Source organism: Microbacterium petrolearium, from assembly GCF_054782875.1.
Genome location: NZ_BAAGRQ010000001.1, coordinates 46,628 through 73,180, shown reverse-complemented (window position 1 = coordinate 73,180; position 26,553 = coordinate 46,628). Strand labels below are relative to the sequence as shown.

Below are 26,553 nucleotides of genomic sequence, written 5' to 3'. Positions count from 1 at the left end.
AAGCCTACACTCCGAGGTGCTTCTGGAACCGGATGATCGAGGCGAACTCCTCGACCTTCAGGCTCGCGCCGCCCACGAGGGCGCCGTCCACGTCGGGCTCGCGCAGGAAGCCCGCGATGTTGGCGGCCTTCACGGATCCGCCGTACAGCACGCGGGTCTTGGCCGCCGCGTCCTCGCCCATGCGCTCGGCGATGACGCCGCGCAGCTTCTGGCAGACCTCCTGGGCCTGCTGCGGCGTGGCCGCCTGGCCCGATCCGATCGCCCAGACGGGCTCGTAGGCCACCACGATCTCGGCGTCGGCGGCGACGCCCTCGAGCGCCTTCTCGAGCTGGCCGACGGGCACCGCGCTCGCGCCGTGCTTCTCGAGGTCCTCGCTCGTCTCGCCCACGCAGATGACGGGGACGAGGCCGTGCCGCAGCGCGGCCTGCACCTTCGCGGCCACGACGTCGTCGCCCTCCGCGTGGTACTCGCGGCGCTCCGAGTGGCCGATGATGACCGAGCCGACGTCGAGCTTCTTGAGGAAGGCGCCCGAGATCTCGCCCGTGTACGCGCCCTCGTCGTGCACCGAGAGGTCCTGCGCGCCGAGGCCGAAGGGGATCTTGTCGGCGTCGAGCAGCGTCTGCACGCTGCGAAGGTCGGTGAACGGCGGGAACACCGTGACGTCGACGCTGTCGAAGTCGTGCTTGACGTCCTTCAGCGCCCAGTGCAGCTTCTGCACGAACGCGACCGCCTGCAGGTGGTCGAGGTTCATCTTCCAGTTGCCCGCGATCAGCGGGGTGCGCTTCAGGACCATCCGAGTGCCTCCAGACCGGGGAGCTTCTTGCCTTCCAGGAACTCGAGGCTCGCGCCCCCGCCCGTCGAGATGTGACCGAACCGGTCGTCCGCGAAGCCGAGCGCGCGCACGGCCGCCGCCGAGTCGCCGCCGCCCACCACGCTGAGTCCGTCGACCTCGGTGAGGGCCTGCGCCACCGCACGCGTGCCGGCGGCGAAGGCCGGGAACTCGAACACGCCCATCGGGCCGTTCCAGAAGACCGTCTTGGAGCCGGCGATCGCGGCGGCGAAGGCCGCCGCGGTGTCGGGACCGATGTCGAGGCCGACGCCCGCGGCGCCGAACTCCGTCTCCTCGATCGCGTCGGCCGGGGCGACCTCGTGGTCGGCGTCGGCACCGAACGACGCGGCGACGACGACGTCGGTCGGCAGCACCAGCTCGACGCCCTTCTCCTGCGCCGCGGCGATGTAGCCCTTCACCGTCTCGATCTGGTCGGCCTCCAGCAGCGAGGAGCCGACCTTGTGGCCCTGCGCGGCGAGGAACGTGAAGAGCATGCCGCCGCCGATGAGCAGGCGGTCCACGCGCGGCAGCAGGTGGTCGATGACGCCGAGCTTGTCGGAGACCTTCGAGCCGCCGAGCACCACCGTGTAGGGACGCTCGGGCTTCTCGGTGAGGCGGTCGAGCACCTCGAGTTCGGCCGCGATGAGCAGGCCGGCGGCGCTCGGCAGCAGGCCCTCGAGGTCGTAGACGCTCGCGTGCTTGCGGTGGACGGCGCCGAAGCCGTCCGAGACGACCGCGTCACCCAGCGCCGCGAGGTCGCGGGCGAAGGCGAGGCGCTCGGCGTCGTCCTTCGACGTCTCGCCCGCGTTGAAGCGCAGGTTCTCGAGCAGCGCGACGCCGCCGTCGTGCAGGCCCGCGACGGTCTCCTGCGCGGAGGCGCCGACCGTGTCGCTCGCGAAGGCGACGGGGCGCTCCAGCAGCTGCGCGAGGCGCTCGGCGACGGGGCCGAGGCTGTACTGGGGGTCGGGCTCGCCCTTGGGGCGGCCGAGGTGCGAGACCACGATGACGCGGGCGCCCTGGTCGAGCAGCGTCTGGATCGTGGGGAGCGAGGCGCGGATGCGACCGTCATCGCCGATCACGCCGTCCTTCAGGGGGACGTTGAGGTCGCAGCGGACGATCACGCGCTTGCCGGCGAGGGAGCCCAGTGAGTCGAGAGTTCGCAGAGTCATCACCTCGACTCTACATCCGCGCGGGCCCCCGCACAGCACAGCGCCGGCCGCCTCGGAGCGAGGCGGCCGGCGCTGGGGAGAGTGTGCTCAGAGACGCTCGCCGACGTACTCGGCGAGGTCGACGAGGCGGTTCGAGTAGCCCCACTCGTTGTCGTACCAGGCCGACACCTTCGCGAGGTTGCCCGCGACGCTCGTCAGGCCCGAGTCGAAGATCGACGAGAACTGGTTGAGCTGGATGTCGCTCGAGACCAGCGGGTCGTCCGAGTACTGCAGGATGCCGTTCAGGCGCCCCTCGGCGGCGGCCGCACGGTAGGCCTCGTTGATCTCTTCCTTGGTCAGGCCGTCGCGCGTCACGAGCGTGAGGTCGACGATCGAGCCCGAGGGCACCGGCACGCGGTAGCTCGTGCCGTCGAGCTTGCCGTTCAGCTCGGGCAGCACGAGGCCGATGGCCTTGGCGGCACCGGTCGACGTCGGCACGATGTTGATGGCGGCGGCGCGGGCGCGACGCAGGTCCTTGTGGGGGCCGTCCTGGAGGTTCTGGTCGGCCGTGTAGGCGTGCGCCGTCATCATGAAGCCGCGCTCGATGCCGAAGGCGTCGTTGAACACCTTCGCGAGCGGTGCCAGCGCGTTCGTGGTGCACGAGGCGTTGGAGATGACGTGGTCGTTCTCGGGGTCGTACGCGTCCTCGTTCACGCCCATGACGAACGTGGGAGCGGGGCCGCTGGCCGGGGCCGAGATGATGACCTTCTTGGCACCGCCCTGCAGGTGCTTGCCGGCGTCCTCGGGCTTGGTGAAGCGACCGGTGGACTCGATGACGATGTCGGCGCCGATCTCGCCCCACGGCAGGGCCGCGGGGTCGCGCTCGGCGAACGCGCGGATGACCTTGCCGTCGACCGTGATCGACTGCTCGTCGAAGGTGACATCCTTGCCCAGCGGGCCGCCGACCGAGTCGAACTTCAGCAGCTGCGCGAGCGAGTTGTTGTCGGTGAGATCGTTGACTCCCACGATCTCGAAGTCGGCACCCTGCGCGAGCGCGGCGCGGACGAAGTTGCGGCCGATGCGGCCGAAGCCGTTGATTCCGATCCTGACGGACACTGAGGTCTCCTGATTGCTATTCGTGCGTCGAATGACGTCTTCGGGCGGGAGGTGTGGTGGCCCGGCCGGCACGCACCCTGCCGGGCCACCCCCGTTGTTCAGGAGGCTACCAGCAGCCCCGCGGTCTTCTCGCGGGCCGTCTGGAAACGCTCCTGCACGTTCTCCCAGTTGACGATGTTCCAGAACGCCTTGACGTAGTCGGCCTTGACGTTCTTGTAGTCCAGGTAGAAGGCGTGCTCCCACATGTCGAGCAGCAGCACCGGCACGGTGCCGGCGGCGAACTGCGACTGCTGGTCGAAGAACTGCTGGATGATCAGGCGCTGCCCGATCGAGTCCCAGAACACGCCGGCCCAGCCGGAGCCCTGGATGCCCAGCGCGGCGGCGGCGAAGTGGCCCTGGAAGCCCTCGAACGAGCCGAAGTACTCCTCGATCGCGGCGGCGATCTCGCCCTCGGGGCGCTCCTGACCCTCGGGGCTCAGGTTGGTCCAGAAGATCGAGTGGTTGGTGTGGCCGCCGAGGTTGAACGCGAGGTCCTTCTCGAGCTTGTTGACGTTCGCGAAGTCGCCCTTGTCGCGGGCCTCGGCGAGCTGCTCGAGCGCGGTGTTCGCGCCGGCCACGTACGTGGCGTGGTGCTTGGAGTGGTGCAGCTCCATGATCTGGCCGCTGATGTGCGGCTCGAGCGCACCGTAGTCGTAGGTCAGCTCGGGGAGCGTGTAGGTCGCCATCGATTCTTCCCATCCGCGCCGCGCCGGCGGCGCTCGTCGATCGTCCATCCCGGAAGGGATCGGCCGGTCCAGAGGGGCCGGTGAGTCTCAGCCTAATGGCGGTCGGGGACGCCGGGGGCGGCCTTGCGCTTCGGGTCGGATCGTGACAGCGGGTTACGCGGTGCGCGCGGCCTCGGCGGCCTCGGCCGCGGCCACGGCGGCCTCGGTGCCGGGCACGCCGTCCTGCTCGGCGCGCTTGTCGGCCATGGCCAGCAGGCGGCGGATGCGGCCGGCGACGGCGTCCTTCGTGAGGGGCGGGTCGGCGTGCTGGCCGAGCTCGTCCAGGCTCGCGTCGCGGTGCGTGAGGCGCAGGTGCCCCGCCTGGCGCAGGTGCTCGGGAACATCGTCGCCGAGGATCTCGAGCGCGCGCTCCACGCGGGCGCACGCGGCGACGGCGGCCTGGGCCGAGCGGCGTAGGTTGGCGTCGTCGAAGTTGACCAGGCGGTTGACCCCGGCGCGCACCTCGCGGCGCTGGCGCAGCTGGTCCCACTCCGACGCCGTGTTGACGGCGCCCATGGCCACGAGCATGCCCTTGATGGCGTCGGGCTCGCGCACGACCACGCGCGGCACGCCGCGCACCTCGCGGGCCTTCGCCGCCACGCCGATGCGGTGGGCGGCGCCCACGAGCGCCATGGCGGCCTCGCCCGACGGGCAGGTCACCTCGAGGGCGGCGGAGCGCCCGGGCTCCGAGAGCGTGCCGGTCGCGAGGAACGCACCGCGCCATACCGACGCGAGGTCGTGCGGGGCGCCCGTGGTGAGGCGGTTGGGCAGGCCGCGCACCGGGCGGCGGCGCGCGTCGAGCAGGCCGGTCTGGCGGGCGAGCGTCTCGCCGCCGTCGATCACGCGCACGGCGAAGAAGTCGCCGTCACGGGTGCCCGACGACTGCACGTGGGCGATCTCGGGGCGCACGCCGTAGATCTCGGCGATGTCGCGAGCGAGGCGCTTGGCGATGATCGGCGAGTCGACCTCGGCCTCCACCGCCACGCGACCGGCGATCGAGTGCAGCCCGCCCGCGAAGCGCAGCAGGGCCGTCGACTCGGCCACCCTCACCGTGGGACGCGGGTCCCGGACGGCGATCAGCTCGGCCTTGACATCGGCGGTCAGTGTCACGGATCTCCCTCACATCTCGAGCCGCGCGGTCACTCCGGCGCCGGCCTCCGCGCGCTCGCACTCGGCGCGGCGGGATGTTCCAGCCTACCCGCCCGCGGGCCGCAGAACCGAGGGAGTTGCTCAGGCGGATGGGGTATCTGTGGAGGGTCGTCCAGGGCTGCCCAGGTGCTTCCGAGGACCCGGGCCCTCACTCCCGCCCGAGGTCGCGGTGACGCACCCGGACCGCCACCCCCGGCTCGCCGACGAGACGCTCGGCGAGGGCGCGTGCCATGGCGACCGACCGATGCCGTCCGCCCGTGCAGCCGACCCCGACGGTGGAGTGCCGCTTGTTCTCGCGCTGGTAGCCCTGCAGCACGGGCCGCAGCACCGCCGTGTACGCGTCGAGGAACTCCGCCGCGCCCTCCTGGGCCATGACGTAGTCGCGCACGGCGTCGTCCTCGCCCGTGAGGCCGCGCAGGCTGTCGTCCCAGTACGGGTTCGGCAGGAAGCGCATGTCGGCCACGAGGTCGACGTCGGGCGGCAGGCCGTACTTGAAGCCGAAGCTCATCACCGTCACGGTGTGCCGCGCCGAGCCCTCCTCGGCGAAGAGGTCGGCCACGCGCGTGGCGAGCTGGTGGATGTTGCTCGCCGACGTGTCGAGCACGACGTCGGCGTTCTCGCGCATCGGGGTGAGCATCTGGCGCTCGCGCCGGATGCCGTCGACGAGCGTGCCGTCGCCCTGCAGCGGATGCGGGCGGCGGACGGCCTCGAAGCGGCGCACGAGCACCTCGTCAGACGCGTCGAGGAACACGAGGCGCAGGTTGCTGCGCGAGCGGAGCTCGAGCAGCCGCTCGGGCAGCTCGCTGAACAGGTCGCGCCCGCGCACGTCGACGACGGCGGCCACGCGCGGCAGCTCGCTGCCGAGCCGCCCGCTCAGGTCGAGCAGCGGCCGCAGCATCTGCGGGGGCAGGTTGTCGACCACGTACCAGCCGAGGTCCTCGAGCGCGTTGGCGACCGTCGAGCGCCCCGCACCCGACATCCCCGTGACGATCAGCACCTCGCTCGTCGGTGTCGTCGCTTCCGCCTCGCTCACGTCTCCACCCTATTGGCTCGGCTCGGCGGCCCGCACGCCGGCCTCGTGCGCCGGCATGCCCTCGCCCTGCCCCGCCGTCGACGCATCCTCCCCCGGCGCCGGTGCCGCGCCGGCGCTCAGCGCGGCGTGGACGGTCTCGGCGAGCTTCGGTCCGATGCCGGGAAGCTCGCGGATCTGCTCGACCGTGGCGCCGCGCAGCGCGGTGACCGAGCCGAAGTGCCGCAGCAGCGCCTTGATGCGCGCCTCGCCCAGGCCGGGGATCTCGCTCAGCACGGTGCGGATGTCGCGCCGGCGGCGCTTGCGCTGGTGCGTGATGGCGAAGCGGTGCGCCTCGTCGCGCAGTCGCTGCACGAGGTACAGCGCCTCGCTCGTGCGCGGCAGGATGACGGGGAAGTCGTCGTCGGGCAGCCAGATCTCCTCGAGCCGCTTGGCGATGCCGACGAGCGGGATGTCGTCGTGCCCCGTCTCCCGCAGCGCGCGGGCGGCCGCGTCGACCTGGGGCTTGCCGCCGTCGACGATGAGCAGCTGCGGCGGGTAGGCGAAGCGGCGCCGCCGCGCCGGCTCGGTCTGCACCACGACGCCGTCGGCCGTGGGGTCGACCTCGGGCGCCTCCACCTCTTCCTCGGGGCGGTCGAGGTGCGCGAGGCGGCGCGTGAGCACCTGGTGGATCGAGTCGGTGTCGTCGGTCGTCTCGGCGATCGAGAACGAACGGTACTGATCCTTGCGGGGCAGGCCGTCCTCGAACACGACCATGGAGCCGACGACGTTCGTGCCCTGCAGGTGCGAGATGTCGAAGCACTCGATGCGCAGCGGCGCCTCGTCCAGCCCGAGCGCCTCCTGCAGATCGGTGAGCGCCTGCGTGCGGGCGACGTAGTCGCTCGTGCGCCGGGTCTTGTGCCGCATCAGCGCCTGCTGCGCGTTGAGCGTGGCGGTGCGCATCAGCTCGGCCCGCTGGCCGCGGTGCGCCACCGCGAGTTCGACCGCCCTGCCTCGCTTCTCGTGCAGCCACTGCTGCAGCTCCTCGGCGTCGGGCGGCAACGCGGGCACGAGCACGCGGCGCGGGATGTCGCCGGCGCCGGCGTCGCCGTACGCGCGCTCGACGATCTGGCCCACGAGGTCGCCGCCCGAGATGTCGAGCTCCTTGTCGATCGTCGTCGACGTCACGCCGCGCACGCGGCCGCCGCGGATCACGAAGTGCTGCACGGCGGCGCTGAGCTCGTCCTCGGCGATGCCGAACAGGTCGACGTCGGCCTTCTCGGGCAGCACGAGGGCGCTCTTGTTCAGCACCGCCTCGATCGACTGTAGCCTGTCGCGGTAGACCGCTGCCGCCTCGTAGTCCATGGCCGCCGCGGCGGCCTTCATCCTGGTGGTGAGCTCCTTCGTGAAGCGCTCGTCGCCGCCCTGCATGAACGCGATGAAGTCGTCGACGATCGCGCGGTGCTCCTCGATCGTCACCCGGCCCGAGCACGGCCCGCCGCACTTGCCGATCTGGCCGGGGAAGCACGGCCGTCCCGTCTGCATGGCCCGCTTGTACGACGAGTCGCTGCACGTGCGGATCGGGAAGACCCGGATCATGAGGTCGATCGTGTCGTGCACGGCCCACACCTTCGGGTACGGCCCGAAGTACCGCGCCCCGCGGATGCGACGGTTGCGCGTGACCATGACGCGCGGCGCCTCGTCGGCGAGCGTGATGGCCATGAAGGGGTACGACTTGTCGTCCTTGTAGCGGACGTTGAAGGGCGGGTCGTACTCCTTGATCCACTGGTACTCGAGCTGCAGCGAGTCGACGTCGGTGGGCACGACGGTCCACTCCACCGAGGACGCGGTCGTGACCATGCGCCGCGTGCGCTCGTGCAGCGTGTGCAGGGGCGCGAAGTAGTTCGACAGCCGCTGGCGCAGGTTCTTGGCCTTGCCCACGTAGAGCACGCGCCCGTGCGCGTCGCGGAACCGGTAGACGCCCGGGTCGGTCGGGATCTCCCCCTGCTTCGGCTTGTACGGAAGCTGCGAGGCCATCCGCTATGCGACCTTCTTGCCTCGCGCGCGCTCCGCGATCCCGAGCGTCTCCGCGAGGAACGCGCCGGTGTGGCTGCCCTCGACCCTGGCCACCTGCTCGGGCGTGCCCGTCGCGACGATCTGGCCGCCGCCGGAGCCCCCCTCGGGACCGAGGTCGATGATCCAGTCGGCCGACTTGATGACGTCGAGGTTGTGCTCGATGACGATGACCGTGTTGCCCTTCTCGACGAGCCCGTTCAGCACCTCGAGCAGCTTGCGCACGTCCTCGAAGTGCAGGCCCGTGGTCGGCTCGTCGAGCACGTAGATGCTGCGGCCGTTCGAGCGCTTCTGCAGCTCGGTGGCGAGCTTGACGCGCTGCGCCTCGCCGCCGGAGAGGGTCGTGGCCGCCTGGCCGAGGCGCACGTAGCCGAGGCCCACGTCGACGAGCGTCTTCATGTAGCGGTGGATCGACTGGATCGGCTCGAAGAATTCCGCCGCCTCCGAGATCGACATCTCGAGCACCTCGGCGATGTTCTTGCCCTTGTAGTGCACCTGCAGGGTGTCGCGGTTGTACCGCTTGCCGTGGCACACCTCGCAGTCGACGTAGACGTCGGGCAGGAAGTTCATCTCGATCTTGAGCGTGCCGTCGCCCGAGCACGCCTCGCAGCGGCCGCCCTTGACGTTGAAGCTGAAGCGCCCGGCCTGGTAGCCGCGCACCTTGGCCTCGGGCGTCTCGGCGAAGAGGTTGCGGATCTTGTCGAACACGCCCGTGTAGGTGGCCGGGTTGGACCGCGGCGTGCGGCCGATGGGCGCCTGGTCGACGTGCACGACCTTGTCGAGGTGCTCGAGGCCCGTCACGCGCGTGTGCTTGCCCGGCACCGTGCGGGCGCCGTTGAGCTTGGAGGCGAGCACCTGGTACAGGATGTCGTTCACGAGCGTCGACTTGCCCGATCCGCTCACGCCCGTGACGGCGGTGAAGACCCCGAGCGGGAAGTCGGCCGTGACGCCGCGCAGGTTGTTCTCGCGCGCGCCGACGACCGACACCATGCGCTTCTTGTCGATCTTGCGGCGCTTCTTGGGCGTGTCGATCTGACGGCGCCCCGAGAGGTAGTCGGAGGTGAGCGAGCGCTGCTCGTTCAGCAGCTCGTCGTAGGGGCCGGAGTGGATGACCTCTCCCCCACCCTCGCCGGCGCGCGGCCCGATGTCGACGATCCAGTCGGCCGCCTCGATCGTCTCCTCGTCGTGCTCGACGACGACGAGGGTGTTGCCGAGGTCGCGCAGCGTCTCGAGCGTCTCGATGAGGCGGCGGTTGTCGCGCTGGTGCAGGCCGATCGACGGCTCGTCGAGCACGTACAGGACACCCGTGAGGCCCGTGCCGATCTGGGTGGCCAGGCGGATGCGCTGCGCCTCGCCGCCCGAGAGCGAGCCGGCCGAGCGGCTGAGGGTGAGGTAGTTCAGGCCCACGCGGATGAGGAACTCGAGTCGCACGCGGATCTCGCGCAGCACCTGCGCAGCGATCATGGCCTCGCGGTCGGTGAGCGTGATGCGGTTGACCACGTCGAGCACGTTCTCGAGGCTGAGGTCGGCGGCCTCGGCGATGGAGCGGCCGTCGACCTTGACCGCGAGCACCTCGGGCTTGAGGCGCGCGCCCTCGCACACCGGGCAGGGCACCTCGCGCAGGTACTCGCCCCAGCGGGCGCGCTGGGTGTCGCTCTCGGCCTGGTTGTACTGGCGCTCGATGTAGGGCACGACGCCCTCGAAGCCGCTCGCGTAGCGCACCTCGCGGCCCCAGCGGTTCTTGAACTTGACGTCGACCTTGTAGTCCTCGCCGTACAGCACGGCGTCCTTGACCGCCTGCGGCAGGGCGCGCCATGGCGTGCTGAGAGAGAACGACAGGTCGCGCGCGAGGCCCTCAAGCAGGCGCTCGTAGTACTGGAACAGGCCCTTGCCCTGCGTGGTCCACGGCACGATGACGCCCTCGCGGATCGAGAGGTCCTCGTCGCCGAGCATGAGCTCGACGTCGACCGACATGCGCGTGCCGAGGCCCGAGCAGGCGGGGCACGCGCCGAAGGGCGCGTTGAACGAGAAGGTGCGCGGCTCGATCTCGGTCAGCTGCAGCGCGTGGCCGTTGGGACACGCGAGCCGCTCCGAGTACGACTGCCAGGCGTCGTCGCCCTCCTCGTCGACGAAGTTGACCTGCAGCACCCCGCCCGCCAGCCCGAGCGCCGTCTCGACGGAGTCGGTGACGCGCTGCAGGATGTCGCCGCGGGCGACGAGGCGGTCGACGACGACCGCGATGTCGTGCTTGTACGACTTCTTCAGCACGGGCGGCTCGGCCAGCTGCACGGGCTGGCCGTCGACGACGGCGCGGGCGTAGCCCTTGGCGGCCAGCTCCTTGAAGAGGTCGACGAACTCGCCCTTCTTCTGCGTGACCACCGGGGCGACGATCTGGTAGCGCGTGCCCTCCGGCAGCGCGACGAGCTGGTCGGCGATCTGCTGCACCGTCTGGCGCTGGATCTTCTCGCCGCACTCGGGGCAGTGCGGCACGCCGATGCGCGCCCACAGCAGGCGCATGTAGTCGTAGATCTCGGTGATCGTGCCGACCGTCGAGCGCGGGTTGCGGTTGGTCGACTTCTGGTCGATCGACACGGCGGGGCTGAGGCCCTCGATCACGTCGACGTCGGGCCGGTCGACCTGGCCGAGGAACTGGCGGGCGTACGCGCTCAGCGACTCGACGTAGCGGCGCTGCCCCTCGGCGAAGATCGTGTCGAACGCGAGGCTCGACTTGCCGGATCCGGACAGCCCGGTGAAGACGACCATCGAGTCACGGGGGATGTCGAGGTCGACGTTCTTCAGATTGTGCACGCGGGCGCCGCGCACACTGATCTTTCCGGCGTTCTTCACGGGGACGATAGGCACCGTTCAAGTCTAGGCGGGGCCTCCGACATCGGATCCGGAGCCGCCTGGGGATGCGCCCGACGTCCCTCAGTCCGCGGGGCGACCGCCCGCGAACTGCCGCAGCGCATCGCGCAGCGACGCGATCTGCTCCGCGCTCAGCCCGGTGGCGGCCATCACCTGGCCCGGCACCTCCAGCGCACGCTCCCGCAGGGCGGCACCGGCCTCCGTGAGGCCGATGTCGAGGCGGCGCTCGTCGGCCACGCGCCGCTCGCGCCGCACGAGACCCTGCGCCTCGAGGCGCTTGACGAGCGGCGAGGCCGTGGCCGGCTCGAGCGCGAGGGCGTCGGCCAGCTCTCGCAGCGAGCGCGGCGAGCGCTCCCACAGCGCGAGCATCACGAGGTACTGCGGGTGCGTGAGGCCGAGCGGCTCGAGGATCGGCCGGTACACCGACACGACGTTGCGGGCCGCCGTGACGAGGGCGAAGCACAGCTGGTTGTCGAGCTTCAGCAGCTGCTCGCGCGGATCGGCGGGCGGTTCGGTCACGAGACGATCCTACGCGAATTCGTTAGTACACTAATGATCATGCCGAGGAAGATCCCCGTTCGCGAGCAGATCCGCGCCGCGGGCGGCTTCTACAACTGGTTCAACGCCACCCTGATCCGGCTCGCCGGTCCGCCGCAGCTGGGCGAGGGCCGGGGCACGCCGTGCTCTCGCTGCGGCGAGTACAAGGACGATCACGTCCAGCGCGACGACGGGCTGCACTGCCCCGTCGCCTGAGCGCCCCACCGGAGTCTCGGTTCTACGCGTCCGCGCGGCCGCGGTCAAGCCTCTCGCTCGCGCGCGCGTGGTCTGCATACGGTCGCCGCACACGATGCCGTCGACATGCAGGAGGCCGCCCATGGACGCCGCCCAGGACCCCGACCGCCCCGACTCCGCCGCCGATCCGATCGCGATCCCCGGCGCCCCCGCGCCGGTGCCGCCGGACCTCGCCGAGCCCACCGAGCCGCGCAAGCCGCTGCCGCCCAAGCCCGATCAGGGAGCGCCCGAGGCGCGCACGCCCACTGGCATGCCGACCGACTACCCGCCCGAGGCCATGGCGCAGCAGGGCGCGTACCTCACGACCGCGCAGGGCGCGCGGCTGACCGACACGGACCACTCGCTCAAGGCGGGCCCGCGCGGGCCGGTGCTGCTGCAGGACCATCACCTGCGCGAGAAGATCACGCACTTCGACCACGAGCGCATCCCCGAGCGCGTCGTGCACGCGCGCGGCGCCGCCGCGCACGGCGTCTTCGTCGCCAACGGGGCCGCCGAGTCGGTCACGAAGGCCGGCTTCCTCAGGCGCGGCGTCACCACCCCGGTGTTCGTGCGCTTCTCGACGGTGCTCGGATCGCGCGGGTCGGCCGACACCGTGCGCGACACCCGCGGCTTCGCGACGAAGTTCTACACCGAAGAGGGCGTGTACGACCTGGTCGGGAACAACATCCCCGTGTTCTTCATCCAGGACGCGATCAAGTTCCCCGACATCATCCACGCCGGCAAGCCGCACCCGGATCGGGAGATCCCGCAGGCGCAGTCGGCGCACGACACGTTCTGGGACTTCGTGTCGCTGCACACCGAGGGCCAGGCGCACGCGATGTGGAACATGTCCGACCGCGGCATCCCGCGCTCCTACCGGATGATGCAGGGCTTCGGCGTGCACACGTTCCGGATGATCAACGAGGCGGGCGACACCGTGCTCGTGAAGTTCCACTGGCGGCCGAAGCTCGGCACGCACTCGCTCACGTGGGAGGAGGCGCAGCTGGCCGCGGGCAAGGACCCCGACTTCCACCGGCGCGACCTCGCCGACGCGATCGAGGCGGGCGCCTTCCCGCAGTGGGATCTCGCGCTGCAGGTGATGCCCGACACCCCGGACGAGACCTTCGAGGGGATCGATCTGCTCGATCCGACGAAGATCGTGCCGGAGGAGTTGGCGCCGCTGCAGGTGATCGGCACCATGACCCTCAACGCCAACCCGACGAACTTCTTCGCCGAGACCGAGCAGGTCGCGTTCCACCCCGGCCACCTCGTGCCCGGCATCGACGTGACGAACGACGCCCTGCTGCAGGGGCGGCTGTTCTCGTACATCGACACGCAGATCTCGCGGCTGGGCGGGCCGAACTTCGCCCAGATCCCCATCAATCGCCCGCACGCCCCGATCAACGACATGCTGCGCGACGGCATGCACCAGACCGCCGTGCACGGCGGGGTCGCGCCGTACAAGCCGAACTCGCTCGACGGCGGCTGCCCGTTCTTCGCGGGCGCCGACGAGGGCGCGTTCGTCGACATCCCCGTGACGGTGTCGGAGTCGGTGAAGGAGCGCACGGTCCCCGCCAGCTTCGACGACCACTTCACGCAGGTGCGGCTGTTCTACCGGTCGCTCTCCCCCATCGAGCAGCGGCACGTGGCCGACGCCTACTCGTTCGAGCTCGGCAAGTGCTACGAGCAGGCGATCAAGGAGCGGCAGCTGCAGGCGCTGGCGAACATCGACGCCGAGCTGTGCGCGACGGTCGCCGACGCGCTCGGCCTGCCGGCGCCCGCGCCGACCGTCGAGCTGGCCGACGTCGAGCCGAGCCCCGCGCTGCGGCAGGTCGGCGAGGAGTGGCCGGCGGAGGGGCGGATGGTCGCGGTGCTCGCGGACGAGTCGACCGATCCGGGTGATCTGGCGTCGGTGTGCGAGGCGCTCCACGCGGAGGGCGTCGTGCCCCTCGTCGTGGCCCCGCGCGGGGGCATGCTGCATGGCGTGCCCGTGCAGCGGACGGCGCAGACCGCGGCGAGCATCGAGTTCGATGCCGCGATCCTGCTCGCCCCGTCGAACGATCCGCGGGCGCTGCGGCTGCTCGGCGAGATGTTCCGGCACGGCAAGGCGGTCGCGGCCGCGCCGGCGGCCGCCGAGACGCTCGAGAGCGTGCGGATCGCGGACGCGCCCGGCGTGATCACGGGCGACGCCGCCGAGCTCGTGCCCGGTGTGCTCGCGGCGCTCGCGACGCACCGTGCCTGGGACCGCCTGGAGGCCCTGCCCGTCTGACGGCGGCGGGGCACGAGGTGCGGGACCTCAGGCGTGGCCGGCGCGCTCCATGGCGCGCAGCTCCTTCTTGAGGTCCTGCACCTCGTCGCGCAGGCGGGCGGCGAGCTCGAACTTCAGCTCGTCGGCCGCCGTGAGCATCTGCGCCGTGAGGTCGGCGATCGTCTGCTCCAGCTGCTCGGCGCCCTCGGCCGCGATGCCCTCGCGCTCGCGGATGGGCGTGGGCGTCTTGCCCTTGCCCGACTTCGTGCGGGCCGCGTCGCGCTTGGAGAGCATCTCGGCCGTGTCGGCCCCCTCGCGCGCGAGCGCGTCGGTGATGTCGGCGATCTTCTTGCGCAGCGGGGTCGGGTCGATCCCGTGCTCCTTGTTGTACGCGATCTGGATCTCGCGCCGGCGCTCGGTCTCGTCGATCGCGCCACGCATCGAGTCGGTGATCCGATCCGCGTACATGTGCACCTGGCCCGAGACGTTTCGGGCCGCGCGGCCGATGGTCTGGATGAGCGAGGTGCCCGAGCGCAGGAAGCCCTCCTTGTCGGCGTCGAGGATCGCCACGAGCGACACCTCGGGCAGGTCGAGGCCCTCGCGCAGCAGGTTGATGCCGACGAGCACGTCGTACAGGCCCTGGCGCAGCTCGGTGAGCAGCTCGACGCGGCGCAGGGTGTCGACGTCGGAGTGCAGGTAGCGCACGCGCACACCGTGCTCGCCGAGGAAGTCGGTGAGCTCCTCGGCCATCTTCTTCGTGAGCGTCGTCACGAGCACGCGCTCGTCGCGGTCGACGCGCAGCCGGATCTCCTCGAGCAGGTCGTCGATCTGCCCCTTCGACGGCTTCACGACGATCTCCGGATCGACGAGGCCCGTGGGACGGATGATCTGCTCGACCACCCCGTCGGCGATGCCCATCTCGTACTTGCCGGGGGTGGCCGAGAGGTACACCGTCTGCCCGATGCGCTCCTTGAACTCGTCCCAGCGCAGCGGCCGGTTGTCCATCGCGCTGGGCAGGCGGAAGCCGTGCTCGACGAGCGTGCGCTTGCGCGACGCGTCGCCCTCGTACATCGCGCCGATCTGCGGCACCGTCACGTGCGACTCGTCGATGACCATGAGGAAGTCGTCGGGGAAGAAGTCGAGCAGCGTGTGCGGCGGCTCGCCCGCCTGGCGGCCGTCGAGGTGGCGCGAGTAGTTCTCGATGCCCGAGCAGAAGCCCAGCTGCTGCAGCATCTCGAGGTCGAACGACGTGCGCATCTGCAGGCGCTGTGCCTCGAGCAGCTTGCCCTGGCGATTCAGCTCGTCGAGGCGCTGCTTCAGCTCCTCCTCGATCGTCTTGATCGCGCGCTGCACGGTGTCGGTGCCGGCGGCGTAGTGCGTGGCGGGGAAGATCGCCACGGCGTCGAGCCGCTCGATCACGTCGCCCGTGAGGGGGTGCAGCTTGTAGAGCGCCTCGATCTCGTCGCCGAACATCTCGATCCGGATCGCGAACTCCTCGTACACGGGGATGATCTCGATCGTGTCGCCGCGCACCCGGAAGTTGCCGCGCGAGAAGTCGACGTCGTTGCGGTTGTACTGCATCGCGATGAACTGGCGGATGATCGCGTCGCGGTCGTACCGCTCCCCCACCTGCAGCGCGACCAGGGCCCGCAGGTACTCCTCGGGCGAGCCGAGGCCGTAGATGCACGAGACGGTGCTGACCACGACGACGTCGCGCCGGCTCAGCAGCGAGTTGGTCGTGGAGTGGCGCAGCCGCTCGACCTCGGCGTTGATGGACGAGTCCTTCTCGATGAAGGTGTCCGTCTGCGGCACGTAGGCCTCGGGCTGGTAGTAGTCGTAGTACGAGACGAAGTACTCGACGGCGTTGTGCGGCATGAGCTCACGGAACTCGTTCGCGAGCTGCGCCGCGAGCGTCTTGTTGTGCGCGAGCACGAGCGTGGGCCTCTGCACCTGCTCGATGAGCCACGCCGTGGTGGCCGACTTTCCCGTACCGGTGGCGCCGAGCAGCACGACGTCGGTCTCGCCGGCGTTGATGCGCGCGGCGAGCTCGGCGATGGCCTTGGGCTGATCGCCGGAGGGCTCGTACTCGCTGACGACCTCGAACGGCCGCACGCTGCGCGTGGTCTCCATGCTTCCAGCCTAGGCGGGGCCTCCGACATCGGGCTCGGTCACCGGAGTTGCGGGGCCTTCAGCCGCCGGCGGCGCGAGCGTAACTCAACAGATCTCGCGATCTCGCACACGCTTTCGGGCTGACACTGTGCGGGACGGCGCGATCTGTGGCTGAAGGCGCGGGAGGTCATCGCGTCCGTAGCCGCTCCCAGAGTTCGTCGGCCTGGCGGAGGGTCTCGTCGAGGGTGCCGGAGGTGTCGATCACGACGTCGGCCAGCGCGAGGCGCTCGGCGTCGTTGGCCTGGTTCGCGATCCGCGCCCGCGCGTCCGCCCGCGTCATGCCGCGCTCGGTGGCGAGCCGCTCCTCGCGCACGCCCGCCGGCGCGTGCGCCACGACGACGAGGTCCCACTCGCCCGTGCCGCGCGCCTCGGCCAGCAACGGCACGTCGTACACGACGACCGCGCGCGGATCGGCCGCGAACGCGTCGGCGAAGCGCCGCTGCGACTCGGCCCGCACGGCGGGATGCACGATCGCGTTGAGCCGGGCGAGGGCATCCGCGTCGCCGAAGACGACGGATCCGAGCGCGGCGCGATCCAGCGATCCGTCGTCGCGGACGACGCCCGGGAACGCGTCGCCGATCGCCCGCGTCACCTCGGTACCGGGCCGCTGCAGCTCGCGGACGAGCGCGTCGGCGTCGATCACGACGGCGCCGCGCTCGGCGAGCCGGCGGGCGATCGTGGACTTGCCGGAGGCGATCCCTCCGGTGAGCGCGACGAGAGGCATGCCCCCAGTCTGGCATCCCCGCGCGACCCCCTTGCCGGTGTCGGCGGCCGGGCATACCGTGAGCGCCACGAGCCCTTCCGAGCACGAGCAGACCCGACGAGGAGATGGCCATGGCGCACGGAGACATCACCCACCTCGAGATCCCGGTCACCGACTTCGAGCGCGCGCGGTCGTTCTACACCGCGCTGTTCGGCTGGCAGATCGAGGCGCCTCCCGGCTACGAGGAGTACCCGATGTGGCACGCGCCGAACCAGATCAGCGGCGGGGCGCTCACGCCGCGCAAGGACGACTTCACGCAGCCGCGCTCGGTCGTCGAGGTCGACTCGGTCGCCGACGCGCTGGCGACGGCCGCCGAGCAGGGCGGCACGGTGCTCGTGGAGCGCTCGCCCATCGGCGAGACCATGTGGTGGGGCCTGTTCGCCGATCCGGACGGCAACGTGATGGGGGTGTTCGAGGGCACCATGTAGGGCGCTGGCCCCGCCTTCGTCCGTCCTATCGGGAGATCACCTGCCGCCTCGAGCTGATGACGCCCGTGTCGAAGCCGGCCAGGTGCAGGCCGCCGTGGAAGCGCGCGTGCTCGATCTTCACGCAGCGGTCCATGACCACCGTCAACCCGCCGCCCTCGGCGATCCGCGCCGCCTCCTCGTTCCACGAGCCCAGCTGCAGCCACAGCGTCTTCGCGCCCACCGCGACGGCCTCGCGGGCGACGCCCGGCAGGTCCTTCTCGGCGCGGAACACGTCGACGAGATCGGGAACGACGGGCAGGTCGGCCAGCGACGGGTAGGCGGGGCGGCCGAGGATCGTCTCGGCGCGCGGGTTCACGAAGTACACCTCGTAGGGCGAGCTCGACGTGAGGTACGTGCCGACGAAGTAGCTGGCGCGCGCGGGGTTGTCGCTCGCGCCGACGATCGCGATCGTCTTCGTGCGCCGCAGGATCGCCAGGCGCTCGGCGGCCGACGGCCCCTCCCACGTGCGCCCGGCGGGCGCCGCGCCCGGCAGCTCGCACGCCTCGCCCTGCGCAGGCGCCGCCGCCGGCGCTGCCGCTGCCGCCGGCAGCTCGCACGAATCGCTCATCGCTCCGCTCCCGTCGCCTTCGTGAGGGCCTGATCCAGGTCCCAGATGATGTCGTCGGGGTCCTCGAGGCCCACCGAGATGCGGATGAGGTCGGCCGGCACGCCCGCCGCCTCCAGCTGCGCGGCGCTCAGCTGCTGGTGCGTCGTCGAGGCGGGGTGGATGACGAGGGTGCGGGCGTCGCCGATGTTGGCCAGGTGCGAGGCGAGCTGCACCGATTCGATGAACCGCTCCCCCGCCCCGCGGGCGGCCGCCGCGCGCTCGTCGTCCGAGCCGAACGATCCCTGCGGGCGCACGCCGAACGCGAAGACCGATCCGGGGCCGAGGGGCAGGTACCGCTGGGCGCGCTCGAAGTGCGGGTGCTCGGGCAGCCCCGCCCACGTGACGAACGACACGCGCGGGTCGGAGTACAGCCACTCCGCGACGATCCGCGCATTGGCGAGGTGCGCGTCGATCCGCTGCGGCAGGGTCTCGATGCCCTGCAGCAGGTTGAACGCCGACTGCGGGCTGAGCGCGGGGCCGATGTCGCGCAGCTGCTCGCTGCGCAGCTTGGTGAGGAAGCCGTACTCGCCGAAGTTGTCCCACCACCTGATGCCGCCGTATGACGGCACCGGCTCGGTCATCGTCGGGAACCTGCCGTTGCCCCAGTCGAACCGGCCCGCCTCGACGACGATGCCGCCCAGGGTCGTGCCGTGCCCGCCGAGGAACTTCGTGACCGAGTGGATGACGATGTCGGCGCCGTGCTCGATGGGCCGCACGAGGTACGGGGTGGCGAGGGTCGCGTCGACGACGAGCGGCACCCCGGCGGCATGCGCCACGTCGGCGAGCCCCGCGAGGTCGGCGATCTCGCCGCCCGGGTTGCCGATCACCTCGGTGTAGACGACCTTCGTGTTCTCGCGGATCGCGGCGGCGAAGTCGCCCGGATCGTCGGACGCGACGAACGTCGTCTCCACGCCGAAGCGGCGCAGCGTCACGTCGAGCTGCGTCACCGTGCCGCCGTACAGCTGCGCCGAGGCGACGACGTGATCGCCCGCGCCCACGAGGGCCGCGAAGGTGATGAACTCCGCGCTCATGCCGCTCGCCGTGGCCACGGCGCCGATCCCGCCCTCCAGCGACGCGAGGCGCTCCTCGAGCGCGGCGACGGTGGGGTTGCCGATGCGCGAGTAGATGCTGCCGTACTTCTGCAGCGCGAAGAGGTTCGCCGCATCCTGCGCGTCGTCGAACACGAACGACGTGGTCTGGTAGATCGGCACGGCCCGCGCGCCCGTGGCGGCGTCGGGCGTGCCGCCGGCGTGCAGGGCCCGCGTGCGGAACCCGAACCTTCGTTCAGACATGCTGCTCCTTCTTGACTCGCGCGACGGCCTCGCGCACGCCGTCGACGGCCCACGGGTTCTGCAGGCTCGTGGTGTCGCCCAGCTCATCGCCGTGCCACAGCTGCGCCAGCAGGCGCCGCAGGATCTTGCCCGAGCGCGTCTTGGGCAGCTCGGGCACGGTCACGATGTGGCTGGGCTTGGCGACGGGGCCGATCTCGCGCGCCACCTGCGCGCGCAGCTCGTCGTCGCTCGCGGCCCCGGATCGCACGACGAACGCGGCGACGGCGTGGCCCGTGACGGGGTCGGCCACGCCGGTCACGCCGGCCTCGCCCACGCCCGGGTGGGCGACGAGCGCCGACTCGATCTCAATGGTCGAGAGCCGGTGGCCCGAGACGTTCACGACGTCGTCGAGCCGGCCGAGGATCCACACGTGACCGTCCTCGTCCACCGTGGCGCCGTCGCCGGCCACGTAGTACGCGCCGTGCGCGCCGTGCCCCGCGTAGGGCGCCCAGTACGAGTCGCGGTAGCGCTTCGGGTCGCCCCACACGGTGCGGGCCATGCCCGGCCAGGGGCGGCGCACGACGAGCGTGCCCGAGCGGCCGGGCGCCACGGGCTCGCCGCGCTCGTCCACGACCGCCGCGTCGATCCCCGGCAGTGCCACGGTCGCCGATCCGGGCTTGAGCGTGGTGACGCCCGGCAGCGGCGCGATCATCGCCGCGCCGGTCTCGGACTGCCACCATGTGTCGACCACGGGCGTCTCGTCGCGGCCGTGGTTGCGGCGGAACCACACCCACGCCTCGGGGTTGATCGCCTCGCCGACGGTGCCGAGCAGCCGGATCGACGACAGGTCGTGGCCGTCGGGGACGCGATCCCCCCACCACGTCATGAACGTGCGGATGAGCGTGGGCGCCGTGTAGTAGACGGTGACGCCGTAGCGCTCGATGATCTCGAGGTGCCGCTCGCGGTGCGGGGTGTCGGGCGTGCCCTCGTAGATCACCTGCGTGAGGCCGTTGGACAGCGGCCCGTACAGCTCGTAGGTGTGCGCCGTGACCCACGCGAGGTCGGCCGTGCACCAGTGCACGTCGTCGGGCTTGGCGTCGAAGTGCGCCCAGTGCGCCCAGCTGGCGTGCGCGAGGTAGCCGCCCGAGGTGTGCACGAGGCCCTTCGGCCGCCCGGTGGTGCCGGAGGTGTAGATGATGAACAGCGGGTGCTCGGCGGGGAACGGGCGGGCCTCGTGCACATCGGGCGCGGTGTCGAAGACGTCGTGCCACCACACGTCGCGGCCCTCGGTCCACGCCACGTCCTGGCCGGTACGGCGCACGACGAGCACGTGCTCGAGGTGCTCCAGGCCCTCGGCGGCGCGGTCGGCGGCGCTCTTGACCTCCACCGCCTGGCCGCGGCGCCACTGGCCGTCACTCGTGACGAGCAGCTTGGCGCCCGTGTCCTGCAGCCGGAAGCGCACGGCCTCGGCGCTGAAGCCGCCGAAGACGAGCGAGTGCACGGCCCCGATCCGCGCGCACGCGAGCGCGATCACGACGGTCTCGACGAGCACGGGCAGGTACACGACCACGCGGTCCCCCGGCACGATCCCGAGCGCGGTTAGGGCGTTCGCCGCGCGCGAGACCCGGCGCTGCAGATCCGCATAGGTGACGGTGGTGCGATCGCCCGGCTCGCCCTCGAAGTGGATCGCGACCTTGTCGCCGCGGCCGGCGGCCACGTGCCGGTCGACGCAGTTGTGCGCGACGTTGAGGGTGCCGCCGTCGAACCAGCGCGCCTCGGGCACGGTGAGCTCGCCGTCGGGCCCGGGCACGGGCGGGTTCCAGGTGTGGGCGGTGTGCCACGGCTCGGCCCAGTCGAGGCGGCGCGCGGCCTCCTCCCAGAACGCCACGGGGTCGGCCGCGGCCCGATCGTACGCCTCGGCGCCGACGTTCGCCTGGGCCGCGAAGTCCGCCGGCGGCGGGTACACGCGCGTCTCGACGAGCCGCGCCTCGCCGGTCGCGGTCGCCTGATCCGGGGCGATCGTCATGCCCACCTCCGCAGCAGTCGGCGCTCGGCCAGCTGCAGCAGCGCGTTGGTGGCGGTGCCGAGCAGGGCGAGCAGGATGATGGCGAGCAGGATCTGGTCGACCCGACCCGTGGTCTGGGCGGTGCTGAGCAGCCAGCCGAGGCCCATCGACGCGCCCAGCAGCTCGGCGGCCACGAGGAACAGCCACGCCTGCGCGAGGCCGAGCCGCAGCCCCGAGATGAGCGACGGCACGGCGGCGGGCAGCTGCACGGTGCGGAACAGGTCCCAGCCGCGGTACCCGAACGAGCGGCCGGCCTCGACGAGCAGCGGATCGACGTGCTTGAGCCCCAGCGCCACCGTGGTGAACACGGGGAAGAACGCGCCGATCGCGACGAGGGTGACCTTCGACTCCTCGCCGATCTGCATCCACAGGATGAGCAGCGGCACCCACGCGAGCGAGGGCACGGCGCGCAGCGCCGCGAGCAGCGGGCCGAAGAGCACGTCACCGGCCCGCGAGAGCCCCACGACCGCGGCGACGGCCAGGCCGGCGACCGAGCCGAACAGGAAGCCCAGCAGCACGCGCTGCAGCGAGATGGCGATGTGCAGCCAGAGCTGGCCGCTCTCGCCCAGCTGGATCGCCGCCGTCACGACCGACGCCGGCGTGGGCAGCCGGTACGTCGGCACGATGCCCGTCGCCGTGACGAGCCACCAGGCCGCGAGGATGACGGCCGGCACCGCCAGGCCGCCGATCACGCGCAGGGCGGGGCGGGACCAGAACGGCTGCGCCTGTGCCGATCCCGCCGCCGGTGCGCCTGCGGTGCCCGCGGGTGCGATGCCCGCGCCGGTGTCGGTGTCCGTGTCGCCGAGGGTCACTGGCCGGTGGCCTTCTTCGCGAACTCGTCGTTGATGATCGTCTCGAGCGCCTCGCTCACGGCCTGCTCGCCGCCGGTCACGTCGCCGGACTCGGCGAGCAAGGGCGCGATCGTCTCGAGCACGGCGAGCTGGTCGTCGCCCGGCACGCCCGACACGTCGAGGTTGGAGCGCTCCTGGATCACCGTGGTCGCGACCTCGAGGTCGATCTGCGCGGCCTCTGCCAGCAGCTCGGCGGTCTCGTCGGGGTGCTCGAGGGCCCACGCGCGGGCCTCCTCGTAGGCGTCGACGACGGCCTGCGCCACGTCGGGGTGGTCGGTGAGGAACTCCTCGGTGGCGTTGAGGAAGCCGTAGGTGTTGAAGTCGACGTTGCGGTAGACGAGCTCGTCGCCCGACTCGACCTCGGCGGCGGCCATGATCGGGTCGAGCCCGGCCCACGCGTCCACGGATCCGCCGTCGAGGGCGGCGCGGCCGTCGGCGTGCTGCAGGTTCTGCAGCTCGATGTCGTCGAGCGTCAGGCCGCCCTCCTCGAGCGCCTGCAGCAGGAAGAAGTACGGGTCGGTGCCCACGGTGGCGGCGACCCTCTTGCCGGCGAGGTCCTCGACGCCCTGGATGTCGCTGTCGGGGCCGACGACGATGGCCGACCATTCGGGCTGCGAGTAGATGTCGATCACCTGGATGGGCGATCCGTTGGCGCGCGCGAGCAGCGCGGCCGATCCGGCCGTGGACGCGACGTCCGCCGATCCGGAGCGCAGCAGCTCGTTGGCCTTGTTGGATCCGGCCGACTGCACCCACTCGACGTTCACGCCCTCGAGCTTGTCTTCGAGGATGCCCTGCTCGCGGATGACGATGCTGAGCGGGTTGTAGGTGGCCCAGTCGATCGTGAGGGTGTCGGTCGACCACTCGGTGGCGCCGTCGCCGGACGCGCCGGCCGTGTCGGTGCCGCCCTCGCCGGCGAGGCAGCCGGTCAGCATCATCGCCAGCGCCCCCGCGGCGGCGATCGCGGGCACGGTGCGGCGGATGGTGGTGCTCATCGGTTCTCCTCGGTAGAGCGGACGGTGTGCTCGGGTGAGCGGGTGTGGTGGTGGGTGGGCACGCCGAGCCCCTCGAGCAGGGTGGCGCGCAGGTCGGCGAGGGCCCGGTCGGCGCGGTCGCGCGGGCGGCGGCCCGGCACCGTGACGACGCGGGCGATGGATCCGGCCCGGCGCGTGTCGGCGAGGGTGGATCCGCGCACGCTCGCGGTGGCGGCGGCGTTGATGGCGCCGATGCCGGCGTAGGACCCGAGGGCGACGGCCTTCGCGGTGGGGCGCGGGGCGGCGGGCTCGGTGTTGGTGCCGGCGGCGCCTGTGCCGGTGCCGGTGTCGTGGAGCGAGCGGAGCAGCAGGACGCGGTCGGCGAGGTAGAGCGCCTCCTCGACGTCGTGCGTGACGAGGAGGATGGTCGTGGGCTGGGCGGCGTGGATGTCGAGCAGCAGGTCGTGCATGCGCAGGCGCGTGAGGGCGTCGAGGGCGCCGAAGGGCTCGTCGAGCAGCAGCACGCCCGGATTGCGCGCGAGGGCGCGGGCGAGCGAGGCGCGTTGCGCCATGCCGCCGGAGACCTCGCTGGGCCGCTGGTCCGCGGCGTGCTCAAGGCCGACGAGGCGCAGCAGCTCGGCGACCCGCTTCGCTCCCGCCCCGCCGCGGCCGCGGCCGCGCGGCAGCCCGAGCGCGACGTTCTGCGCGATGGTGCGCCAGGGCAGCAGCCGGGACTCCTGGAAGGCGACGGCGGTGCGCTCGTCGGTGGCGCTCACCTCGGCGCCGTCGATGGCGATCCGCCCGCCCGTGGGCCGATCCAGCCCGCCGACCAGGCGCAGCAGCGTGGACTTGCCGCAGCCGGAGGGCCCGACGACGGCGACGATCTCGCCGGCGCGGACGTCGAGGTCGATCCCGTCGAGCACCGCCCGGGTGCCGGCCTTCGTCGCGAAGGCTCGCGAGACCCCGTCGAGCCGCACGGCGCCGGCCGCGCGGCTCGGCGCGCGCGTCTCGGTGGCGCGCGGGGCGTCGACGGTGGCGGTCATGGGTCCATGCTGGCGGCGTGGTCATGCGGGCGGCGAATCCGCCGTAATGCTCAGAAACAAAGCGGATCGCGGCGGGTGGCGTGGCGATGTGCGCAGGTTGCGCTCCCGGTCCGCGAGCTTCGCTCAGGCGGCTTGCGTCAGTCTGGCGCGCGCTCGAAGAGCCCGGGGTAGGTGACGACGAAGCCGTCGTCGTCGACCGTGAGGGTGCGGCGGAAGTCGGAGTCGCGCGATTCGTAGAGGTACTCGTGCCGCGACAGCCGCGTGTACCGCTGCGGATCGGGCAACACCGTCAGCTCGGGGACCGACACGTACGCCGTGACGATGTCGGCGCTCTGCCCTTCGGCGAGGCGGAGGCGGCGGATCGGGAGGGTGTTGCTGACGGGGCTCGCGGAGATGTCGGGTTCGTGCGCGTCCGCGAGGTCGGGGCGTGCTTCCCCGTCGACGGTCCATTCGTCGTCCACGCGTTCCAGCCGGCACGACCGCTCGCCGACGGCGAGCACCAGGGCGCGGAACCGCCAGTGCGGATCGGCCGCGATCGCGTACGAGAGCTCGCCGTGCTCGCCCGAGACGGTGCCCGTGATACGCACGCCCCGCCCTGAGATCTCGACGTGGCACGTCTCGGTGCTCGGCGATTCGATGCCCTTCCATCGGATGCTCCGCATGCCCCCATGGTCCCCGCCCCGCCGCGTCTCCGCCACGGGGTTGCGCCCGCAGTGGTTCAGAACGGGGCGGGATCGGGCGCGTGGACGGGGGCCGCGGAGCCGCCGCCCGAGGGGGTGGAGCCGTGGCCAGGGGGTGCGGTTTCGCCGCCGGGGTGCGCGGAACCGTCACCGGGCAGGGTGGTCTCGGTGAACCGCACGCCGGATGTGGGTCGGCCGGTGTAGTGGTGGCCGAGGGGGCTGGTCCATTCGAGCTCTCCCCCGCCGAGATGTCGCACCTGCCAGGGTGAGTGGTGTTTCAGCATGTGATGTCGCTTGCACAGGCTCTCGAGGTTGGTCACGTCGGTGGGGCCGCCCCTCGAGTGCGGGTGGATGTGGTCGGCGTCGCATCGTCGGGCGGCTTGTCGGCATCCGGGGAAGCGGCAGTGCTCGTCGCGGGCGCGGAGGAACCTGCGCTGCGCCGCGGTGGGCGTGTAGTGGTCGACGGTCAGCAGCGCCCCCGTGTCGGGGGCGAGGAACAGCCGCTCCCACCCGGTGGCCTCGGCCGCGAGACGGCGGGCTGTGGCCGGATCGATCGGCTCGCCGCCCGCCGTCGGGACGCCGCTGGGGCGACGACCGGTGCCGTGGGCCCCGGATGTCCCGCGCCGCCCGCGCCGCTGCTCGTGCATGGCGTCGCCCGCAGTCATGCCGGGGGCTCGGTGGGCGTGGATGCGGCCGTCGGTGAGGACGTGGGCGGGGATGGTGACGTGGACCACCCCGCGCACCTGGTCAAGCAGGTTCCGCCCGGCCCCATCCTCGACCATGTGCCCGGTCGGTGCGCCGGCGAGCAGCAGGGCACAGGCCAGGTCGGCGCGCAGCTCATCGATGCGGCGCTTGTCGGGCCCGGACGCCGCACCGACACCCTCCCCCGCCCCGGCGTCCGTATCGACAGCCCGCCCGAACGCGTCCCGCTCGGCGATCACGGTCCGCGCCATCGTGGTCAGCCGGTCGTGGATGCCCTGCACCAGCGGCACCGGTGCGGTCAGGCGCAGCTCGGCCATCCCGTCCTCCAGTGCCGTCACCCGCACACCCCGCCGCGCGCGGGCCGCCTCATGGCGTTGCGCGAGAGACTCCTCCAGGAACGCGTCGGCGATCGCCCGGCACATCGGCTTGAGCCCCGCCACCGTCGCGTCCTCCGCGACGCCGAGTGCCCGGGCCTCGTACTCCCGCCGATCCCCCGCATCCCCGATCCGTGACCCCTCCGCCACGATCACCGCGGCGTGACGCCCGGGCAGCCGGCCCTCCTCCACCTGCGTCAGCGTTGCTGGGAAGTCCCGCACCAGCAGGGCGGCGTCGACCATCCGGTTCTCGACCGTCCGCGGTCCCTCCCGCAGGACGGCGGCGACCTCCGCGGCCATCGACCGCACGGGCATGTCCCACTCCGGCGGGGCACCCGCACGCTCCACCTGCCCGACCGCGATATCCAACGCCCGGCCCAGCAGCCGCGCCTCCTCCGCCTCCAACCGTGCCCGCTCCGCCCGCACCACCTGCAGGCGCGACACGATCCGGCCCGCCTCGGCGCGCTCCGACGCCGTGGGCTCCCAGAAGACCGTGTCTCGTTCCATACCCCGATTCTCCCAGCCACCACCGACAACCATCGAAGAAATGTACGAGCTGGGGATAAGTCACGAGCGCTTTCCACAGGGCGAAAACGCGGTGGGCTTGATCGCCACATC

22 protein-coding genes are annotated in these 26,553 nt (G+C 71.8%); 3 read left to right on the top strand and 19 right to left on the bottom strand.

The features are described 5' to 3' along the window. Nucleotides 1-4: 4 nt before the first annotated feature. From tpiA to ACYVJ0_RS00270, 9 genes are all read right to left on the bottom strand, one after another. Nucleotides 5-793 (bottom strand): triose-phosphate isomerase, encoded by a 789-nt coding sequence (tpiA, locus tag ACYVJ0_RS00310; protein WP_460815246.1) that lies wholly within the window; start codon nucleotides 791-793, stop codon nucleotides 5-7. Then, nucleotides 784-1,998: a phosphoglycerate kinase gene (locus ACYVJ0_RS00305; protein WP_460815244.1), complete on the bottom strand. Its 1,215-nt coding sequence runs from the start codon at nucleotides 1,996-1,998 to the stop codon at nucleotides 784-786. The genes tpiA and ACYVJ0_RS00305 overlap by 10 nt, the downstream gene beginning before the upstream one ends. Nucleotides 1,999-2,085: 87 nt before the next feature. Beyond that, on the bottom strand, nucleotides 2,086-3,093 hold the full coding sequence (gene gap, locus ACYVJ0_RS00300; RefSeq protein ID WP_449854314.1) for a type I glyceraldehyde-3-phosphate dehydrogenase: 1,008 nt from the start codon (nucleotides 3,091-3,093) through the stop codon (nucleotides 2,086-2,088). A gap of 98 nt (nucleotides 3,094-3,191) precedes the next feature. Then, a complete protein-coding gene (locus ACYVJ0_RS00295) occupies nucleotides 3,192-3,818 on the bottom strand; it encodes a superoxide dismutase (RefSeq protein ID WP_449854315.1) in 627 nt (208 codons plus the stop codon). A 153-nt stretch (nucleotides 3,819-3,971) separates the two neighbouring features. Beyond that, the gene (gene whiA, locus ACYVJ0_RS00290; protein ID WP_460815241.1) at nucleotides 3,972-4,967 is read right to left on the bottom strand and encodes a DNA-binding protein WhiA; all 996 of its coding nucleotides are present in this window, start codon (nucleotides 4,965-4,967) and stop codon (nucleotides 3,972-3,974) included. 187 nt (nucleotides 4,968-5,154) lie between these two features. Next, nucleotides 5,155-6,039, bottom strand: a complete 885-nt coding sequence (gene rapZ, locus ACYVJ0_RS00285; RefSeq protein ID WP_449854317.1) for an RNase adapter RapZ — start codon at nucleotides 6,037-6,039, stop codon at nucleotides 5,155-5,157. A 9-nt stretch (nucleotides 6,040-6,048) separates the two neighbouring features. Continuing rightward, on the bottom strand, nucleotides 6,049-8,052 hold the full coding sequence (uvrC, locus tag ACYVJ0_RS00280) for an excinuclease ABC subunit UvrC (protein WP_460815238.1): 2,004 nt from the start codon (nucleotides 8,050-8,052) through the stop codon (nucleotides 6,049-6,051). A 3-nt stretch (nucleotides 8,053-8,055) separates the two neighbouring features. Then, nucleotides 8,056-10,950 (bottom strand): excinuclease ABC subunit UvrA, encoded by a 2,895-nt coding sequence (gene uvrA, locus ACYVJ0_RS00275; protein WP_460815236.1) that lies wholly within the window; start codon nucleotides 10,948-10,950, stop codon nucleotides 8,056-8,058. Nucleotides 10,951-11,016: 66 nt separating this feature from the next. Continuing rightward, a complete protein-coding gene (locus tag ACYVJ0_RS00270; protein WP_460815234.1) occupies nucleotides 11,017-11,472 on the bottom strand; it encodes a MarR family winged helix-turn-helix transcriptional regulator in 456 nt (151 codons plus the stop codon). Between the two features lie 39 nt (nucleotides 11,473-11,511). Here ACYVJ0_RS00270 and ACYVJ0_RS00265 point away from each other — a divergent pair, with 39 nt between their 5' ends. Then, a complete protein-coding gene (locus ACYVJ0_RS00265; protein ID WP_449854322.1) occupies nucleotides 11,512-11,706 on the top strand; it encodes a hypothetical protein in 195 nt (64 codons plus the stop codon). Nucleotides 11,707-11,827: 121 nt separating this feature from the next. Next, nucleotides 11,828-13,993: a catalase gene (locus tag ACYVJ0_RS00260; RefSeq protein ID WP_460815232.1), complete on the top strand. Its 2,166-nt coding sequence runs from the start codon at nucleotides 11,828-11,830 to the stop codon at nucleotides 13,991-13,993. A gap of 27 nt (nucleotides 13,994-14,020) precedes the next feature. Here ACYVJ0_RS00260 and uvrB read toward each other — a convergent pair whose 3' ends face one another. Together uvrB and coaE are read right to left on the bottom strand one after the other, a co-directional pair. Next, on the bottom strand, nucleotides 14,021-16,102 hold the full coding sequence (uvrB, locus tag ACYVJ0_RS00255) for an excinuclease ABC subunit UvrB (protein WP_460815230.1): 2,082 nt from the start codon (nucleotides 16,100-16,102) through the stop codon (nucleotides 14,021-14,023). A 166-nt stretch (nucleotides 16,103-16,268) separates the two neighbouring features. Continuing rightward, nucleotides 16,269-16,865 (bottom strand): dephospho-CoA kinase, encoded by a 597-nt coding sequence (coaE, locus tag ACYVJ0_RS00250; protein ID WP_460815228.1) that lies wholly within the window; start codon nucleotides 16,863-16,865, stop codon nucleotides 16,269-16,271. A 110-nt stretch (nucleotides 16,866-16,975) separates the two neighbouring features. On the opposite strand from coaE, the gene ACYVJ0_RS00245 reads away from it, so the two are divergent. Then, a complete protein-coding gene (locus tag ACYVJ0_RS00245; protein WP_460815226.1) occupies nucleotides 16,976-17,332 on the top strand; it encodes a VOC family protein in 357 nt (118 codons plus the stop codon). A gap of 25 nt (nucleotides 17,333-17,357) precedes the next feature. Here the strand turns inward: ACYVJ0_RS00245 and ACYVJ0_RS00240 are convergent, their stop codons facing one another. The 8 genes from ACYVJ0_RS00240 to ACYVJ0_RS00205 all read right to left on the bottom strand — a co-directional run bounded on the left by ACYVJ0_RS00240 (nucleotide 17,358) and on the right by ACYVJ0_RS00205 (nucleotide 26,442). Next, nucleotides 17,358-17,939 carry a CoA-binding protein gene (locus ACYVJ0_RS00240; RefSeq protein ID WP_460815224.1) on the bottom strand — a complete coding sequence of 194 codons (582 nt, stop codon included), beginning with the start codon at nucleotides 17,937-17,939 and terminating at the stop codon, nucleotides 17,358-17,360. Further along, the gene (locus tag ACYVJ0_RS00235; RefSeq protein ID WP_460815222.1) at nucleotides 17,936-19,270 is read right to left on the bottom strand and encodes an O-acetylhomoserine aminocarboxypropyltransferase/cysteine synthase family protein; all 1,335 of its coding nucleotides are present in this window, start codon (nucleotides 19,268-19,270) and stop codon (nucleotides 17,936-17,938) included. The genes ACYVJ0_RS00240 and ACYVJ0_RS00235 overlap by 4 nt, the downstream gene beginning before the upstream one ends. Continuing rightward, on the bottom strand, nucleotides 19,263-21,275 hold the full coding sequence (gene acs / locus ACYVJ0_RS00230; RefSeq protein WP_460815220.1) for an acetate--CoA ligase: 2,013 nt from the start codon (nucleotides 21,273-21,275) through the stop codon (nucleotides 19,263-19,265). Before acs ends, ACYVJ0_RS00235 begins: the two co-directional genes overlap by 8 nt. Then, the gene (locus ACYVJ0_RS00225; RefSeq protein WP_460815218.1) at nucleotides 21,272-22,126 is read right to left on the bottom strand and encodes an ABC transporter permease; all 855 of its coding nucleotides are present in this window, start codon (nucleotides 22,124-22,126) and stop codon (nucleotides 21,272-21,274) included. Before ACYVJ0_RS00225 ends, acs begins: the two co-directional genes overlap by 4 nt. Further along, entirely contained in the window at nucleotides 22,123-23,157 is a 1,035-nt protein-coding gene (locus tag ACYVJ0_RS00220) for an aliphatic sulfonate ABC transporter substrate-binding protein (protein WP_460815217.1), read from the bottom strand. Before ACYVJ0_RS00220 ends, ACYVJ0_RS00225 begins: the two co-directional genes overlap by 4 nt. Then, entirely contained in the window at nucleotides 23,154-24,179 is a 1,026-nt protein-coding gene (locus ACYVJ0_RS00215; RefSeq protein WP_460815215.1) for an ABC transporter ATP-binding protein, read from the bottom strand. The genes ACYVJ0_RS00220 and ACYVJ0_RS00215 overlap by 4 nt, the downstream gene beginning before the upstream one ends. A 137-nt stretch (nucleotides 24,180-24,316) precedes the next feature. After that, a complete protein-coding gene (locus ACYVJ0_RS00210; RefSeq protein ID WP_460815214.1) occupies nucleotides 24,317-24,841 on the bottom strand; it encodes a putative glycolipid-binding domain-containing protein in 525 nt (174 codons plus the stop codon). 56 nt (nucleotides 24,842-24,897) lie between these two features. Further along, a complete protein-coding gene (locus ACYVJ0_RS00205) occupies nucleotides 24,898-26,442 on the bottom strand; it encodes an HNH endonuclease signature motif containing protein (RefSeq protein ID WP_460815212.1) in 1,545 nt (514 codons plus the stop codon). Nucleotides 26,443-26,553: the final 111 nt, after the last annotated feature.